16 protein-coding genes and 1 pseudogene are annotated in these 13889 nt (G+C 67.4%); 8 read left to right on the plus strand and 9 right to left on the minus strand.

What is annotated here, in order from left to right:
• Positions 1–18 precede the first annotated feature (18 nt).
• Positions 19–369: a response regulator transcription factor gene (locus ABR571_RS05315; RefSeq protein ID WP_409452147.1), complete on the plus strand. Its 351-nt coding sequence runs from the start codon at positions 19–21 to the stop codon at positions 367–369.
• Positions 370–383: 14 nt separating this feature from the next.
• On the opposite strand, the gene ABR571_RS05320 is transcribed toward ABR571_RS05315, so the two are convergent.
• Both ABR571_RS05320 and ABR571_RS05325 read right to left on the minus strand, forming a co-directional pair.
• Positions 384–1661 carry an NAD(P)-binding domain-containing protein gene (locus ABR571_RS05320; RefSeq protein ID WP_409452148.1) on the minus strand — a complete coding sequence of 426 codons (1278 nt, stop codon included), beginning with the start codon at positions 1659–1661 and terminating at the stop codon, positions 384–386.
• Positions 1639–2187 (minus strand): OsmC family protein, encoded by a 549-nt coding sequence (locus ABR571_RS05325; protein ID WP_409452149.1) that lies wholly within the window; start codon positions 2185–2187, stop codon positions 1639–1641. Before ABR571_RS05325 ends, ABR571_RS05320 begins: the two co-directional genes overlap by 23 nt.
• Between ABR571_RS05325 and ABR571_RS05330 the strand changes: the two genes are divergently transcribed.
• From ABR571_RS05330 to ABR571_RS05340, 3 genes are read left to right on the plus strand one after another with little or no spacing between them, the layout of a single operon-like run.
• Positions 2188–3501: a homoserine O-acetyltransferase gene (locus ABR571_RS05330; RefSeq protein ID WP_409452150.1), complete on the plus strand. Its 1314-nt coding sequence runs from the start codon at positions 2188–2190 to the stop codon at positions 3499–3501.
• Positions 3502–3514: 13 nt separating this feature from the next.
• Positions 3515–4843, plus strand: a complete 1329-nt coding sequence (locus tag ABR571_RS05335; protein ID WP_409452151.1) for an O-acetylhomoserine aminocarboxypropyltransferase/cysteine synthase family protein — start codon at positions 3515–3517, stop codon at positions 4841–4843.
• A complete protein-coding gene (locus ABR571_RS05340) occupies positions 4840–5322 on the plus strand; it encodes a CoA-binding protein (protein WP_409452152.1) in 483 nt (160 codons plus the stop codon). The genes ABR571_RS05335 and ABR571_RS05340 overlap by 4 nt, the downstream gene beginning before the upstream one ends.
• Positions 5323–5387: 65 nt before the next feature.
• Here ABR571_RS05340 and ABR571_RS05345 read toward each other — a convergent pair whose 3' ends face one another.
• The 5 genes and pseudogenes from ABR571_RS05345 to ABR571_RS05365 all read right to left on the minus strand — a co-directional run bounded on the left by ABR571_RS05345 (position 5388) and on the right by ABR571_RS05365 (position 9043).
• Positions 5388–5954, minus strand: coding sequence for a hemerythrin domain-containing protein (locus tag ABR571_RS05345; protein ID WP_409452153.1), 567 nt, complete (start codon positions 5952–5954; stop codon positions 5388–5390).
• 78 nt (positions 5955–6032) lie between these two features.
• Positions 6033–6815 carry a maleylpyruvate isomerase family mycothiol-dependent enzyme gene (locus ABR571_RS05350; RefSeq protein ID WP_409452154.1) on the minus strand — a complete coding sequence of 261 codons (783 nt, stop codon included), beginning with the start codon at positions 6813–6815 and terminating at the stop codon, positions 6033–6035.
• A 120-nt stretch (positions 6816–6935) separates the two neighbouring features.
• A complete protein-coding gene (locus tag ABR571_RS05355) occupies positions 6936–7211 on the minus strand; it encodes a DUF5313 family protein (protein WP_409452162.1) in 276 nt (91 codons plus the stop codon).
• 48 nt (positions 7212–7259) lie between these two features.
• A pseudogene (locus ABR571_RS05360) lies at positions 7260–8548 on the minus strand (phosphoenolpyruvate carboxykinase domain-containing protein); the annotation flags it as partial.
• Positions 8549–8653: 105 nt separating this feature from the next.
• The gene (locus ABR571_RS05365) at positions 8654–9043 is read right to left on the minus strand and encodes a nuclear transport factor 2 family protein (RefSeq protein ID WP_409452155.1); all 390 of its coding nucleotides are present in this window, start codon (positions 9041–9043) and stop codon (positions 8654–8656) included.
• Positions 9044–9293: 250 nt separating this feature from the next.
• Here ABR571_RS05365 and ABR571_RS05370 point away from each other — a divergent pair, with 250 nt between their 5' ends.
• The 4 genes from ABR571_RS05370 to ABR571_RS05385 are packed head-to-tail and all read left to right on the plus strand — an operon-like array spanning position 9294 to position 12050.
• A complete protein-coding gene (locus ABR571_RS05370) occupies positions 9294–9758 on the plus strand; it encodes a hypothetical protein (protein WP_409452156.1) in 465 nt (154 codons plus the stop codon).
• Between the two features lie 26 nt (positions 9759–9784).
• A complete protein-coding gene (locus ABR571_RS05375) occupies positions 9785–10834 on the plus strand; it encodes a sterol desaturase family protein (RefSeq protein WP_409452157.1) in 1050 nt (349 codons plus the stop codon).
• Complete coding sequence (locus ABR571_RS05380) at positions 10834–11391, plus strand: DoxX family protein (protein WP_409452158.1); 558 nt, start codon at positions 10834–10836, stop codon at positions 11389–11391. Before ABR571_RS05375 ends, ABR571_RS05380 begins: the two co-directional genes overlap by 1 nt.
• A 20-nt stretch (positions 11392–11411) precedes the next feature.
• Entirely contained in the window at positions 11412–12050 is a 639-nt protein-coding gene (locus tag ABR571_RS05385; RefSeq protein WP_409452159.1) for a methyltransferase family protein, read from the plus strand.
• Positions 12051–12078: 28 nt separating this feature from the next.
• On the opposite strand, the gene ABR571_RS05390 is transcribed toward ABR571_RS05385, so the two are convergent.
• Together ABR571_RS05390 and ABR571_RS05395 are read right to left on the minus strand one after the other, a co-directional pair.
• Positions 12079–12966 (minus strand): MBL fold metallo-hydrolase, encoded by an 888-nt coding sequence (locus tag ABR571_RS05390; protein ID WP_409452160.1) that lies wholly within the window; start codon positions 12964–12966, stop codon positions 12079–12081.
• Positions 12963–13376: a hypothetical protein gene (locus tag ABR571_RS05395; protein WP_409452161.1), complete on the minus strand. Its 414-nt coding sequence runs from the start codon at positions 13374–13376 to the stop codon at positions 12963–12965. The genes ABR571_RS05390 and ABR571_RS05395 overlap by 4 nt, the downstream gene beginning before the upstream one ends.
• Between the last annotated feature and the right edge of the window lie 513 nt (positions 13377–13889).

Consider the following 13889-nt stretch of genomic DNA (forward strand, 5'->3'; position numbering starts at 1 on the left):
ATGCCTACCCTCGTGGGCATGCTGCGAGTGCTGCTGGTCGACGACGAGCCCGACATCCGGCTGGTCCTGCGCACCGCCCTGCGGCTGCGCTCGGGCATCGAGATCGTCGGCGAGGCCACGACCAGCTTCTCGGCGGCGGAACTGGCCACCGAGCAGGCGCCGGACCTCGTCGTTCTGGACCTCGGTCTTCCCGACAGCTCAGGGTCGGACAGCTATGTACAGGTTCAGGCCGCGGCGCCGGGATCGAAGTTCGTGATCTACAGCAGCTCCGACGCCGAACGCGAGTGGTTCCGCACGCACGGCGTCGACTTCGTCGGCAAGAACGGCGACCTGACCGAGCTCATGGACGTCGTCGGCAAGAGCGCATAACCGGCGCGCTGCCCCTAGCCGCGGTGACGTCCGGCCAGGTGGTCGGCGAGGTGGCCGGTCACCTCGCGCGCATCGACCTCGATGCCGGAGATGAACGTCGACCGCCGCCGCCGCAGTACCGGCAGCCCCAATGCGTAGAGGCCGGGGCTGGGCAGCACGCCCCCCTCGTGACGCAGCCGGCCTTTCTCGTCGACGACGGGAACGTCGAGCCAGCTGTAGTCCGGTCGGAACCCCGTCGCCCACAGGACCGAGCGGATCTCCCCGCTGCCCAGATCGAGCTGCAACCGCGGCGCCGTTGGTGCCTCGGTGGCCGCGAACCGCTCCGGGGGTCCGACCTCGCCGTCGCGCCCCGATGTCACGGCCCACGCATCGAAGGTGTCGAGCAGGCGCCGCATCTTGAGGTCGGCCAACGCGAAGACGTTGCGCAGCCCACCGGAGAACAGCGCCCGCCCGTCGCGAACGGCGGCCCACCGCCCCACCAGCTCCACACCCATCGCCGCGAGTGCGTTCAGGTCCAGCGTCATCCGCTGCGGTGTCCCGACCAGCTGAGGGGCAGGCAGGCTGCGCGCGCGCACGAGGTCGTCGACCTCGTCGTAACGCTGGTCCCACACCCCCGACGCATCCATCCACCACAGGACGTCGCGGCCCCGATAGGTACGGGGCAGGCGCACATGCTCGCCGACCGAAAGGACCACTGGCCGGCCCGACCGCCTGAGCTCGGCGGCCAGCTGCACGCCGGTCGCGGACGCGCCGACCACGAGTACGTCGCCCTCGGGCAACTGGTCCGGTTCGCGGTAGTCGAACGCCGTGAGCTGCTGGACCCGGTCCGGGACCGACGCGCTGAAACCCGGGACGGTCGGCCGGTTGCAGGCGCCGCTGGCGATGACGAGCGTGCGGCATTGGAGCTCCCCGCTGCTCGTCGTGACCCGGTAGCCGTCGTCGGTGCGTCCCACCGACGTGACGTTCGTAGCGGTGCGGACCGGGGCCGCCGAGACCTTGGCGAAGCCTTCGATGAAGTCGATGACTTCAGGCATCGACATGTAGCCGTCGGGGTCAGGCCCCTCGTACTGGTAGCCGGGTAGGCGGCTCTGCCAGTTCGGTGTGAGCAGCCGCAACGAGTCCCAGCGTTCGCGGCGCCACGAATTCGCCACTTCGCCGCGTTCGAGTACGACGTGGTCGATCGACCGGTCGCTCAGGAAGTGGCTCGCGGCCAGGCCGGCGTGACCGGCCCCGATGACGACCGTGGTGGTGCGTTCGATGGTGCGGCCCTCAGACGACCTCGACGGTGACATCCGTCGGATTGGTGAGGGCGTCGAAGACGGCAGAACGCTTCTGCGACTGCGCGACGAGTGCCTCGATCTCTTCCTTCGATGCGTCGGCGTCGATCTTGAAGGAGACCTTGATGTCGTTGAAGCCGTTGCGAACGTCGCTGTCAACACCGAGGATGCCGCGGATGTCGTGATGGCCCTCAACCGTCGACTCGACCGAGCGCAGCTGGATGCCGCGGTTCTGCGCCACCGAGGCAACGCCGGCGGTGAGGCAGCTCGTCAATCCCACGAGCAGGTACTCGATCGGGGTGATGCCGTTGTCCTCCGCCGCGAACACGGCCGGGTGGTCGGCGTCGAACACCGTTTCGGCCTTGTGGCTCTGCTCCTCGCCGAGACCGAAGAAGTTCTGGATCGTCGTCGTGCTGTGCACGCCGTTGCGCCAGGAGGACGATGCGCGCCAGGTGAACTGAGCGGCCTCGGGGGCGCCCTTGAGCACCTCGCGGGCGTCGAGCAGGGCCTGGACGTTGACACCGTTCGCGACTGCTGTCATGTGATTGCTCCCCTTGATCGTTTTGGTAGTTTCCCTATGAAGATGACCGAGAATACACGCGCGGCACCGGCTACGATGCCCGTTATGGCGAGGCCAGATTTGACGCCCGCGCCGGGCTCGGTCGGCACTGTCGAAACGCAATACGTCGAATTGCCCAAGCCGGTTCCACTCGATTGCGGGCGGGAATTGAGCCGGGTCCGCGTCGCGTACGAGACATATGGCGTCCTTTCCCCCCAGCGCGACAACGTGATCCTGGTCTGTCATGCGCTCAGCGGCGACGCGCATGCGGCCGGCTTCGCGCAGACACCGCCCCCGGAGAGCACCCGCGACGGTTTCGCGGCCGACGACCGCGACGGTGGGGCCGGATCGCCCGCCAAAGGGCTCGGCTGGTGGGACGGGATGATCGGACCGGGCAAAGCTTTTGATACCGACCATTTCTTCGTCGTGTCGACGAACCTGCTCGGTGGTTGCCGGGGAACGACCGGCCCCTCGTCCGTCGCTCCGGATACCGGCCGGCCGTACGGTTCGGACTTCCCGGTGATCACCGTCGCGGACATGGTCCGCACCGAGCGGGCTTTCCTCGACGAACTCGGCATCGGCCGGCTGGCCGCCGTGGCCGGCGGCTCACTGGGCGGGATGCAGGCCTTCGAATGGGCTGTCCAGTTCCCCGACCAGGTGGACACCGTCGTGGCGATCGCCAGTACGCACGCTCTGCACCCCCAGGGCATGGCCTGGAACTCCATCGCCCGTGACGCGATCATGCGCGATCCAGCCTGGCAGGGCGGCCACTACTACGGCACCGGCCGCAGCCCCGACGCCGGTATGGGTGTCTCGCGCATGGTCGGCCACATCACCTACCTGTCGGCTCCGGCGCTGGACGAGAAGTTCGGCCGCCGGCTCCAGTTCGCCGACGACATCCGCTACACGATCACCGAACCGGAGTTCGAGGTGGAGAGCTATCTCCATCATCAGGCCGAGTCCTTCGTCAAGCGCTTCGACGCCAACACCTACGTCTACACGTCGCGAGCATTGACGTACTTCGACCTGGCCCGCCAGTACGGCGGCGGCTCGCTCGCGCAGGCCCTCGAAGGCGTGATGGCTCGAACCCTGTTGATCGCGTTCAGCTCTGACTGGCTCTATCCACCAGCGGCGTCGCGCGAGATCGAGCAAGCCCTGAAGGGACTCGGCAAACCGGTCGAGCTCCACGTCATCGACGCCCCGTACGGCCACGACTGCTTCCTGCTGGAGGAAGCGCGGCAGACGCCGATCATCCGTCGCTTCCTGGGCGCGAGCCAGGATGGCCACCCGACATGAGGAAGATGAGTTCGTGACCCACATCGCCGAACAGGCCCACGACTTCGGATTCGAGACTCGCCAGTTGCATGCCGGGCAGCGGCCCGACCCGAACACCGGCGCCCGCGCCGTTCCGATCTTCCAGACCACGAGCTATGTGTTCGAGGACCCGGAATCGGCGGCCGCGTACTTCAACCTGCAGGAGTACGGAAACACCTACTCGCGGATCATGAATCCCACGGTGGCCGTCTTCGAGGAGCGGGTGGCGAGCCTGGAAGGCGGCGCCGGTGGCGTCGCGTTCGCAAGCGGCATCGCGGCGCAGGCGGCCACCCTGTTCACGCTGCTCCAGCCGGGCGACCACCTCGTCGCGTCCTCGGCCCTCTACGGAGGGACGGTAAACCAGTTCAAGCATTTCCTGCGCAAGATGAATGTAGAGCTGACCTGGGTCGACCCCGACGACATCGAGGCGTGGCGGCGCGCCGTCCGCCCGAACACGAAGGCGTTCTTCGGCGAGACGATCGGCAACCCCGGCGGCAACGTCCTCGACATCGAGGCCGTCGCCGCCATCGCGCATGAGCACGAGTTGCCGCTGATCGTGGACAACACCTTCGCGACTCCTTACCTGTGCCGGCCGCTCGAATGGGGCGCCGACATCGTCGTGCACTCGGCGACCAAGTTCATCGGCGGCCACGGCACGAGCATCGGCGGCGTCGTCGTCGAGGGCGGCACCTTCGACTGGTCGAACGGGCGCTTCCCGGTGATCGCGGATCCGTCGCCGGCGTATCACGGGCTGCAGTTCCACGAGACGTTCGGGACGTACGGCTTCCTCATGAAGCTGCGGGCCGAAACCCTGCGCGACCTGGGCGGGGCAATGTCACCGTTCAACGCGTTCATGTTCCTGCAGGGACTCGAGACGCTGTCGCTGCGCATGCAGCGCCATGTCGAGAATGCGCTGGCCGTCGCCACCTTCCTCGAATCGCACGAACTCGCGTCGAACGTGAAGTACGCCGGTCTGCCGGGCAGCAGGTATCGGCCGTTGGTCGACAAGTACCTGCCGCGGGGGGCCGGCGCGGTGTTCTCCTTCGACTGCGAGGGCGGGCGGACTGGTGGCCAGGACCTCATCCGGGGCGTGACACTGTGGTCGCACCTGGCCAACGTCGGGGACGCGAAGAGCCTGATCATCCATCCCGGCAGCACGACGCACCGCCAGCTGAGTGACATCGAGTTGCAGGCCGCGGGGGTCGGGCCCGGAACGGTGCGGCTCTCGGTGGGCACCGAATCGGTCGACGACCTAATCTGGGACCTCGAACAGGGATTTGCCCGGGTCGCCGCGACCGTCGCCGAGACGGCGGTGACGGCGTGATCGATCTGGCGCGCTACCAGGACCCACTCACCATCCAGCGGGTCCTCAATACGTCGCGCACCATCGCGATCGTCGGCCTGTCCGGCAACGAGCTGCGGGCGAGCAACTTCGTCGGCTACTACGCGAAACGCCACGGCTATCGGGTCTTCCCGGTGAATCCGCGAGAGAGCGCGATCCTCGGCGAGCCGTCTTACCCGACTCTGCAAGACGTGCCCGAGCCGGTGGACATCGTGAACGTGTTCCGCGCACCCGACGCGCTGCCCGACATCGCCCGCGAGGCGGCGGCCATCGGCGCCGGCGCGCTGTGGTGCCAGTTCGGGGTCATCAACGAAGAGGGTGCCCGGATCGCCGAAGAGGGTGGCCTGTCAGTGATCATGGACCGGTGCCTGAAGGTCGAGCACGCGCGCTACTTGGGGCGCATGCACTGGCTCGGCTTCAACACCCAGCGCATCACTTCCGTGCGCAGCGCACTGCAGTAGCCGGCCGCGCCGTCAGGCGGCGCGGCCGGCGAGCTGAGGTCCGCACCACGCCGCCATCGGGGCGTTCAGGTGTTTTTCGAGCGTCCGGTCAGCGTGTCGCGCAGCCGGTCGACCAGGCCCACCCCGGGACCGAGCGCCTTGTGGAACAACGCGCTGTGCGGCGCGGCCGGGTGCGGCCGGGTGGGCGCCAACTTCTTGGCCGTCTCGACCTTCTTGCCGATCGCAACCAGCTCGTCGTGCGGGATGGTCGCCCGCAGCTGCGGGAACTGGTCCTTCTCCTCGTCATCGATGTGATCGCGAAGGATGGCCTCGAGGTGGCTGAGGCCGTCGAGGAATGCCGGTTCGGCCGTGTCGGCGCTCTCGAGAACCTTCATCGCCTCTTCGAGTTCCTGATGTTCCTTGACGTCGTGCTCGACCGCCGCGTCGCCATCGGGCATGTGCTTGCGCATGGCGGGATACACGTACATCTCCTCGGCCACCGAGTGACGCATCAGCTCCGCGATCACCGTGTCCGTCATGTCGCGCCGACCGGCCGGGTCCGCCGCCGGGATGTCCCGGACGAGCTGGAGCACCTCTTCGTGGTCACTGGTCAGGATGTCGACGACGTCGACGTCGCCCGTGGTCGTGGTCATGTGAACTCCTCGGGAACCGGGGGTTGTCGCTGTGACTCGGACATACCCCGAAGCGTGGCGGGCTATGCGTCGCGATGATCACGGGCCCGGAAACGCTGCCTTGAGCCCGGTGGCCAGGCGCTCGTCGCCGAACAGGTCGATGGCGGCCTCGTCGGCGCGGCCGAGCAGATGGGCGAGCAGCGCGCGACCCGGCCCTCGCAGCGCGCAATCGGCCTTCGCGTGCCCGTCGGTGACCCAGGCCTGTTCTGAGTCGGCCTGCACCGTCCACTCCCCCGGCCCATCGGTGCGGTGGAGGTGCCAGGATCCGCTGAGCGAGCGGTCGGCGTCCGGGCGTGCGCGCAACGCCGGCAGGAGGCGGACCAAACCTGGCAGGTACAGCTCGACCAGCGCCGGCGGCCACTGTTCCTGGCCGTATGCAAGGTCGAGGTCGACGTGGTGCACCTCGACGTCGAGCCAACGCTGAAGCAGGATCTCGCGCACCGGCACCGGCCCGCGGCGGGTCTGGACCATTCCGTCCCATGCCGTGGCGGGCAGCCGGTCGAAGAGGTCGTCGAGCCGGGCGCAGGTGGCCGCCACCTCGGCCACCAGTTCGGCGGCCGGGCGCCCCGCGCCGGATTCGATCTCAGCTTGACGCTGAGCCTCCTCACCGGGATACATGACGGCGTCGCCGCCGGCGAGGACGCCCTCGATGCCGCGAAGTTGCGCCTGTCCACCGAAATGCAGATGAGCCACGAGCATGTCCCGCGTCCAACCGGGCAACCGGCACGGTTCGCGCAGCTGGTCGTCACTCACCCCGGCCAGGGAGTCGAGCAGCCGCGCGTGGCTCGCCGACAGCTCGGTGGCGTGCTCGTCCGCGCCCATGGCCACGATGTTAGCCAGCGGCCGGCCGCTGGCGGGCCTTCAGTTGCGGCGGTTGCGCCGGTCCCGTCGTTCGGCGATGCGCTCCCGGCCCTAGTGGGTCACGCCCTGTCGGTGGCCGGACTAATGCGAGCGGATCCGGGCGGGCAGGCTGGCGCCGTAGCCGGCCTGCACCGCTCGCCGGTCGGTGTCGACCTGGATGATGACGAGGCTGAACATGAAGATCGCGCCACCGAACGTCAGACCGGTGAGCAGCCGGACACCGAGTGACGACGGCATGAGGACCATGTACAGCACGAAGATCGGTACGACGACCAGAGCCGTCCGGGCGAAGTGACGCACCAGCCACGTCCGGCAGATCACATCGTGCAGGACCCACGTGCTGTACCGCCGCGGCAGCGAAACCGAGGGAGTACTTCAACAGCAGAAACAGGGTCGGACGCACCCTCGTCCGCCGAAGATGATCGCGTCGATCGGGACGCCCTTGGGGTTCTCGAAGTCGGTGGCGATGTTGGGCACGTTGGCCAGGGTGGTGGTGAATCGGCTGTTGGGGTGCGCCCACGGGTCGTTCTCGCTTTCGGCAGGACGTTCGACGATGAGCCGGCCCGTCCAGTCGCGCCAATCAGCCCTGTCCGCCGGTGGTGCCGACGTCTTGCCCTCCCACCAGACATCCTGGGTGGCGTCGTTGTACGCAACGTTCGTGAACAGCGTTCCGGTGCCGGAAGCGATTGATTCGAGTGCCGTCGGGTTGGTGACCTCGTTGGTGTCCTTCGCGACGCCGAACACCCCGAACTCCGGGTTGATCGCGTAGATCCGGCCGTCCTCCGGGTCGACCCGCAGCCACGCGATGTCATCGCCGTAGAACTCGACGTGATAGCGATCGCCGAGGGCATCCGGAGCGAGCATCATGGCGAGGTTGGTCTTTCCAGACGCGCTCGGGAAGCCGCCGCAGACGTGGTAGGTCCGGCCCGTCTGCTTGTCCTGGATGCCGAGGAGCATGAACTGCTGGGCGAGGAACTCCCCCGACGCCCAGCCGTCGTAGGCGGCCTGGCGCAAACCGTGTGCGATCTTGCCGAGTAACGCGTTGCCGACGTAGGACGAGCCGAAATGCAGGATCGTCCGCTCGTCGGCGAGGGTGACGAAGTAGCGCTGGTCGTCGGCGGTGCCCTGAGCGAGGTTCTCGAGATCGCCGGTGACGTGCACGGCGCGGACGAAGCTGTCTTGGTCGGCGAGACTGTTGATGTGCTCGACCCCGACACGGGCCATCCGGATCATGTGAAGGGCGACCGTGCGGTGGTCGGTGAGCTCGACGCCCGCAGCGTAGGCCTCGAGGGGTGAGCCGGGCGGTGCCATGAGGTAGGGGACGACGTACATCGTCTTGCCCTTCGACGCGCCGCGCATCCGCTCTTCGAGCAGCGGCCGCATCTCCGACGCCGGACGCCAGTTGTGGTAGCAGCCCTTGTCGGCCGGATTGCTGGTCGCGACGATCGTGCGCTCTTCGGAGCGGGCCGTGTCCTTCACGTAGCTGCGGGAGTAGTACCGGCCGTCGCCGGCCGGCAGGATCTCGCCGGCGGCCAGTGACTTTTCGATCAGCCGCGGGTCGTCCGACGCGCTGACGACCTCGACCCGGTCGGCGCCGGTGAGTTCGGCCCAGTGGCGGACGTATCGCGGACCCGGACGTTGCTCAGCCCGGCGGCCTCGAGGACGCCGTCAACGTCGTCCACTGATCTACCCATCTACCCGACGAATCGTGAAGTAGTCGTGCGGACCGATGCTAACGACGCTGCTTGCCCGGCTGGGCACCCTCCCGTCGCAGTGTGACGTGACCGGGCGGCCGCCGTTCAGCGCGCCGGCAGGTGCTGGCGCATCCGCCCGATCAGCTGCTCGAGACCGCGCAGCGGACGCACCATCACCGTGAAGCTGGTCAGCCGGTCGGCGGTGTTCCACTGAAGCAGGTCGACGCCGTGGACGATGATGCCGTCCAAATCGGCCTCGAACTCGAGTACCGCGCTGGACGAGTCGTACCACTCGCGGACGTAGCGAACCGTCGGGCCCAGGACGGCGAGCGCGGCGGTGAGGTACGCCGTTGCCAACGCGATGCCCTCTTGCGGTGCGAACACGGCTGGGGACCGGAACACGACGTCATCGGCCAGGAGACCGTCAAGCAGCCCCGGGTCCTTCGCCGTCACGACGCGATGCCACGCCCGGAGCGCGGCCGGCTCGTCCGACATGGCTGGCACTCTTCCCGAACTTCCCCCCGCGAGCAATCAAGACCGGACGCGGACCGATCACACGGCGCCGGCGCCCACGACGACGCCCAGGGGGTTGGTGAATTTCCAGCTCCAAGTGAACCGCGACCGCGCCACGGGCGTATCCGTGCGTAGAGGCACCCGTTCGGGTGGTCTTCGACCAGAGGTGAGGTAGCAGATGTCAGGCTTCGGTGTCAGCAAATTGGGCTTGGGTGCCGTAGGAGCCAGCGCCGTGGTGGCGCTCGTCGCCGGCTGCGCCAGCAGCTCGCATTCGGGAAACCAGGCGGGCGGAGCATCCGGAGGCGCCCAGAAAACGGCGAGCGGAGCCAGCGGCCTGAAGACCAGGTCGACCTCCATCGGCACCGTGCTCGTCGACGCGTCCGGGCACACGGTGTACGAACTCGTCGGGGACTCGGCCGCCAAGCAGACCTGCGGTGGTGGCTGTTTGGCCATCTGGCCGCCGGTGATGACGACTGGCACCCAGACGGTCGTGAACGGTCACCCCGCGTTCACCTATGTCGGGGACAAGTCACCCGGACAGACGAAGGGGCAGAACCTGACCGATCAGTGGGGCCGGTGGTTGGCTCTCGGCGCTGACGGTAACCCGATCAGCGGCGGGGGCAGCTCGAAGGCACCGGGATCGAATCCGTCCGCGAAAAAGTCCAAGGCTCCCAGCGGCGGTGGACCCGCGTTCTGACGACGAAACGCCGAGGGGAGCCAACGATGTTGCAGAAGACCGGCGGTGCCATTCCGCCTAGTGCCACTGTCGACACGAAGGCGGACGTCGACACCCAGACGGCCGGCCGAACGGTGCGGTCGCGGCTCGCGTCAAGGGTCTATCTCCCCGCCCTGCTGATCCCGGCAGTCGCCGTGTTCCTCATCGGGGCCGGCTGGGCGACCGGCTGGGGCGGGGTTGACTTCGCGCATTCCCTGTCGGCCATCCGCCTGGTGACGGTCGGCCCGCTCGCTGTTGCACTGATCGGCGTCTTCCTCCTCGCCGAGCGGGTCCGTCCTGCGCAGGTGCGGCCGCTTGTGGCCCGTGGCCATCGCCACGACGTGCTCTTCACCGTCCTCAACGTCGTCGTCGTGCTGCCTCTGGTCACCGCGTTGACCCTCTCGCTCTCCGACGTGGTGCAACGGGTCGCGCCGTGGGTTGTGCTTCCCAGAATCGGGATGGTTCCGCGGTGGGGCGCGATCCTCCTGATCCTGGTGGCGATGGATTTCTGCAACTGGCTGGTCCATCTGGCGAATCACCGGATCCGGTTGTTGTGGCGCTTCCACGAGCTTCACCACTCGCAAGAAGACATGAACGTCCTCACGGTGTTCCGGACCCATCCGCTGATTCACGTCTCCTACGTGCTGGCCGTGGTTCCCGCGCTGGTGCTGCTCGCCAACGGGGAACTGCCAACCCTGCTGCTCGTCCTCTATGGCGGGTCGGTCGCGTTCGCGCACTCGAACACCAACCTGAGCTTCGGGCGGCTTGAACGAGTTTTCGTCAGTCCGAACTTCCACCGGGTCCACCACAGGCTGCGCGGTCCCCAGGACGTGAACCTCGGTTTCACCTTGACGATCTGGGACCAGCTCTCCCACCGAGCGGTGTTGCCCACGCCCGAGACGGCCCGGGCCGATACGGGGTTGCCGGAACGACCGCTGAGGGTCGAGCAGCAGGGCCCTCGTCCGCAACACCTCACCGTCCTCGCCGCGCAACTGGTCGGACCTTTCCGCCCGCTGAAGGAACCCATCGAGCTTCCATCGATCCGGGAAACCGACTGATGACCGACACCGCGACCCGGCATCGCTTCCCGGCGTGGACACGTCTCCTGTTCGGGACGACATCAAGCGGGTCGGGCTTGGACGTGGCGTTGCTGGCCGTCCGCATCGCCCTGGCCTGGATCTTCATCTACTACGGTGCGGCGAAACTGTTCGGGGCGTTTCCGGGAGACGGTCCGCACGGTATCCATCAGACAGCGCTCTTCATGTCCAAGACGGCGCATCTTCGACCCGGGAAGTTCTTCGCCGTAGTGGGCGGGCTGATCGAGTTGGGCGGCGGGCTCGCGATGGCTGTGGGTTTCTGTACCCGCCTGGCCGGGTTGGCGCTGTTCGGCGACATGGTGCTGGCGACGATCACCGTCAGCTGGGCCACCGGAATCAACTCGACGAGCAACCCTCCTGGTTACCAGCTGAATCTCGCGGTGGCCGCGTTGGCCGTTGCCACGGCACTTGCCGGAGCCGGTCGCTTCAGCATCGACGCCCTGATCGCCCGCTCAGTCGATCAGCGACGACGCGTTGAGTCATTGAAGGGTGACTCCGCGGACACCAGGCCCGCGTAGACCAGCGCTGGGATGTCGAAATGACGGCGACGGCCGCTCGTCACACACCCGCGACCCGCCGGCTTCTGAGGGTGGGCGCCAATCTTGTCGGAGCCGGCAGCGCCGCTGTCTTCTCCTATTCGTTCCTGCAGTACTACATCCAGACACACCGCCTTATCGGCATCGTGTTCTTCGCCCAACAGACACTCGTGGCCCTCGCCTACCTGATCAGGCGGTCCGCTCGATTCGTCAGCCGCCGCCTGGATGACTGGCTCCTCGCGTTCGCGGGCACATTCATGGGTGTGCTCTTCCGGCCAGAGGGCGAGCACCCGACCTGGGGCATCTGGACAGGCACTGTTTTGCAACTGGCCGGCGTCGCCATCGTGGCGACATGCATTCTGACGCTGGGCCGCTCCTTCGGCTTCGCCGCCGCGGATCGCGGTCTGGTGACACGCGGCCCCTATGCCATCGTGCGACACCCCATGTATGCCTCGTACCTGCTGCTCGACTCCGGCTACCTGCTGCAGAGCCTGTCGGCACGCAACGTTGCCGTCCTCGTGCTCGGGACGCTCGCCAACGCCGGTCGGGCACTGGCCGAGGAGCGCGTACTCGCCGACAACACCGCTTCCCCGACCTATCGCCGCCGCGTTCGCCGACGACTCATCCCCGGGGTGTGGTGACCCGATTCCGGGATCGAACCAGTGACACCTATCGCGTCACCGATCCCGGGATCACGGCGAGCGACACCTCGTTGCGGTCCAGGTCGATCGTCATCCCTTCCCATGCCGAGAAGACCCGGTCCGGCTCGCCCCACAGCTCACGCGCGTCGGCGACGAGACCCTCGAGTTCGTCATCGGTGTGATACGGGTCGTGATGGAACAACACCAGCCGCGCGACCTCGGCCTTGCGTGCGAACGCGACGACATGGCCGATCGCCGAATGCCCCCAACCGCGGTGGCGGTCATATTCCTCGTCGCCGTACTGCGCGTCGTGCAAGAGAATGTCTGCGCCCCGCGCGAGCTCGTAGCCGCTGATCCAGTCCGGGGGTTGGTCGGCGATGTCGACCCCGAGGCTCGGTTCGTGATCAGGCAGGTAGACGACGGACCGCCCGTCCTCCTCCACCCGGTAGCCGACCGTCGGGCCCTTGTGGGTCACCAACGAGGCGCGGAACGTGAGGTCACCGACGACCACCGGCTCCTCCGGCGCGTCGTGGAACGTCACCATCGACGGGAGGTCGGCGAGCCGCACGGGGAACAGCGGAGGCGACATGTACGTCGCAATCCGCTCGACCAGCGGCTGGACGGGCGACGGCGGGCCCCAGATGTGCACCTCCACATCGGGCCGGTACAGCGGGCGGAAGAAACCCAGACCTTGCAGATGGTCCAGGTGGAGATGCGTGAGCAGGAGGTGGATCCGCTTCACCCCCTCGTCGGCCATCTGGACACCGAGCGGGCGGATACCGGTGCCGGCGTCGAGCACGACCACGTCGCCGGTCGCACTGCGGACCTCGACACAGCTTGTGTTGCCGCCGTATCGCATGGTGTCCGCGCCCGGGGCGGCCAACGAGCCGCGGGAACCCCAGACCCGTATCTTCACGACTTCGCCTTCCAGAACACGGCGAGCACACCGTGCATCTGGTCCTCCTTGCCGAACAGCGGGTACGAGGTGCACTCGAACGTTTCGCGTCGACCATCCAGCGTGGTCGCCACGAGCCTCCGGTGAGCGGGCTCGCGATTGATGAACGCGATCCCGGCGGGTGAGTCGCGGCGTCGCAACGGCGTGCCGTCGACGTCGGTCAACTGCAGCATCGCGCCGAACTCGTCAGCGGTCACGGCGCCGAGTTCTGCGTAGGTGCGCCCGAGCATCAGCTCCGCGGCGTCGTTGTAGAAGACGAGCATGCCCGTCGCGTCGAGCAGGAACATCGGCGTCGCCAGGTTGGCCGCCAGCTCGCGGGCGAGGATCAGCGGCAGGCTGCGGGGCGCCGTCCCGATTCCATCGTTCGTCACGGTGCGACGCTACAACCCGACGGGCCCCACCACGATGGACAAACCAACACAGGCAGGCTGGTCACTCGTCCGCCGAACGTGGGCTGATCGGGACCACGCCGATCCGGCAGGATTCGCGTACTTGTGGGCGATACTGGGATTGAACCAGTGACCCCTACCGTGTCAATGCTTTCCCCGGACGGTTGGTTGCGCTCACTGGCGTTGGATATCCCAGATTTCCTGAACCTTCGATGTTGGTTGTCGGCAAGCGCGATGGTTCTTTTCGATTGCGGTGTGGCCCCCATGCGGCCCCGAGCCACCTGCACCCGGCCGGGCCGAGCACCACTAGATGGAAGCCCCCACGTCCGCCATGACGACTCATCGCCCTTCCTCCATGCTAGAAACGTTCCGATCGGACGACCGGCTCGGGACTAAGTCCGGCCGGCTCCGCGACCGCGGCGTGCAGCGCAGAAATGTCCGTCGATCCGCGCGCCAGCGTCGTCGGCCGAGAGGCGCGCAGGTGAGGCTCTAAGG

Source organism: Jatrophihabitans sp., assembly GCF_046262535.1.
GTDB lineage: Bacteria > Actinomycetota > Actinomycetes > Mycobacteriales > Jatrophihabitantaceae > Jatrophihabitans.

What these genes read in the sequence shown, in the direction of transcription:
- ABR571_RS05350 (WP_409452154.1), bottom strand. Translation starts at nt 6,815, where the DNA reads ATGGGCGCGGACGAGCACGCCACCGAGCTGTCGGCGAGCCACGCGCGG.
- ABR571_RS05385 (WP_409452159.1), top strand. Translation starts at nt 11,412, where the DNA reads ATGACGGCGACGGCCGCTCGTCACACACCCGCGACCCGCCGGCTTCTG.
- ABR571_RS05345 (WP_409452153.1), bottom strand. Translation starts at nt 5,954, where the DNA reads ATGACCACGACCACGGGCGACGTCGACGTCGTCGACATCCTGACCAGT.
- ABR571_RS05315 (WP_409452147.1), top strand. Translation starts at nt 19, where the DNA reads ATGCTGCGAGTGCTGCTGGTCGACGACGAGCCCGACATCCGGCTGGTC.
- ABR571_RS05365 (WP_409452155.1), bottom strand. Translation starts at nt 9,043, where the DNA reads ATGTCGGACGAGCCGGCCGCGCTCCGGGCGTGGCATCGCGTCGTGACG.
- ABR571_RS05325 (WP_409452149.1), bottom strand. Translation starts at nt 2,187, where the DNA reads ATGACAGCAGTCGCGAACGGTGTCAACGTCCAGGCCCTGCTCGACGCC.
- ABR571_RS05320 (WP_409452148.1), bottom strand. Translation starts at nt 1,661, where the DNA reads ATGTCACCGTCGAGGTCGTCTGAGGGCCGCACCATCGAACGCACCACC.
- ABR571_RS05380 (WP_409452158.1), top strand. Translation starts at nt 10,834, where the DNA reads ATGACCGACACCGCGACCCGGCATCGCTTCCCGGCGTGGACACGTCTC.
- ABR571_RS05375 (WP_409452157.1), top strand. Translation starts at nt 9,785, where the DNA reads ATGTTGCAGAAGACCGGCGGTGCCATTCCGCCTAGTGCCACTGTCGAC.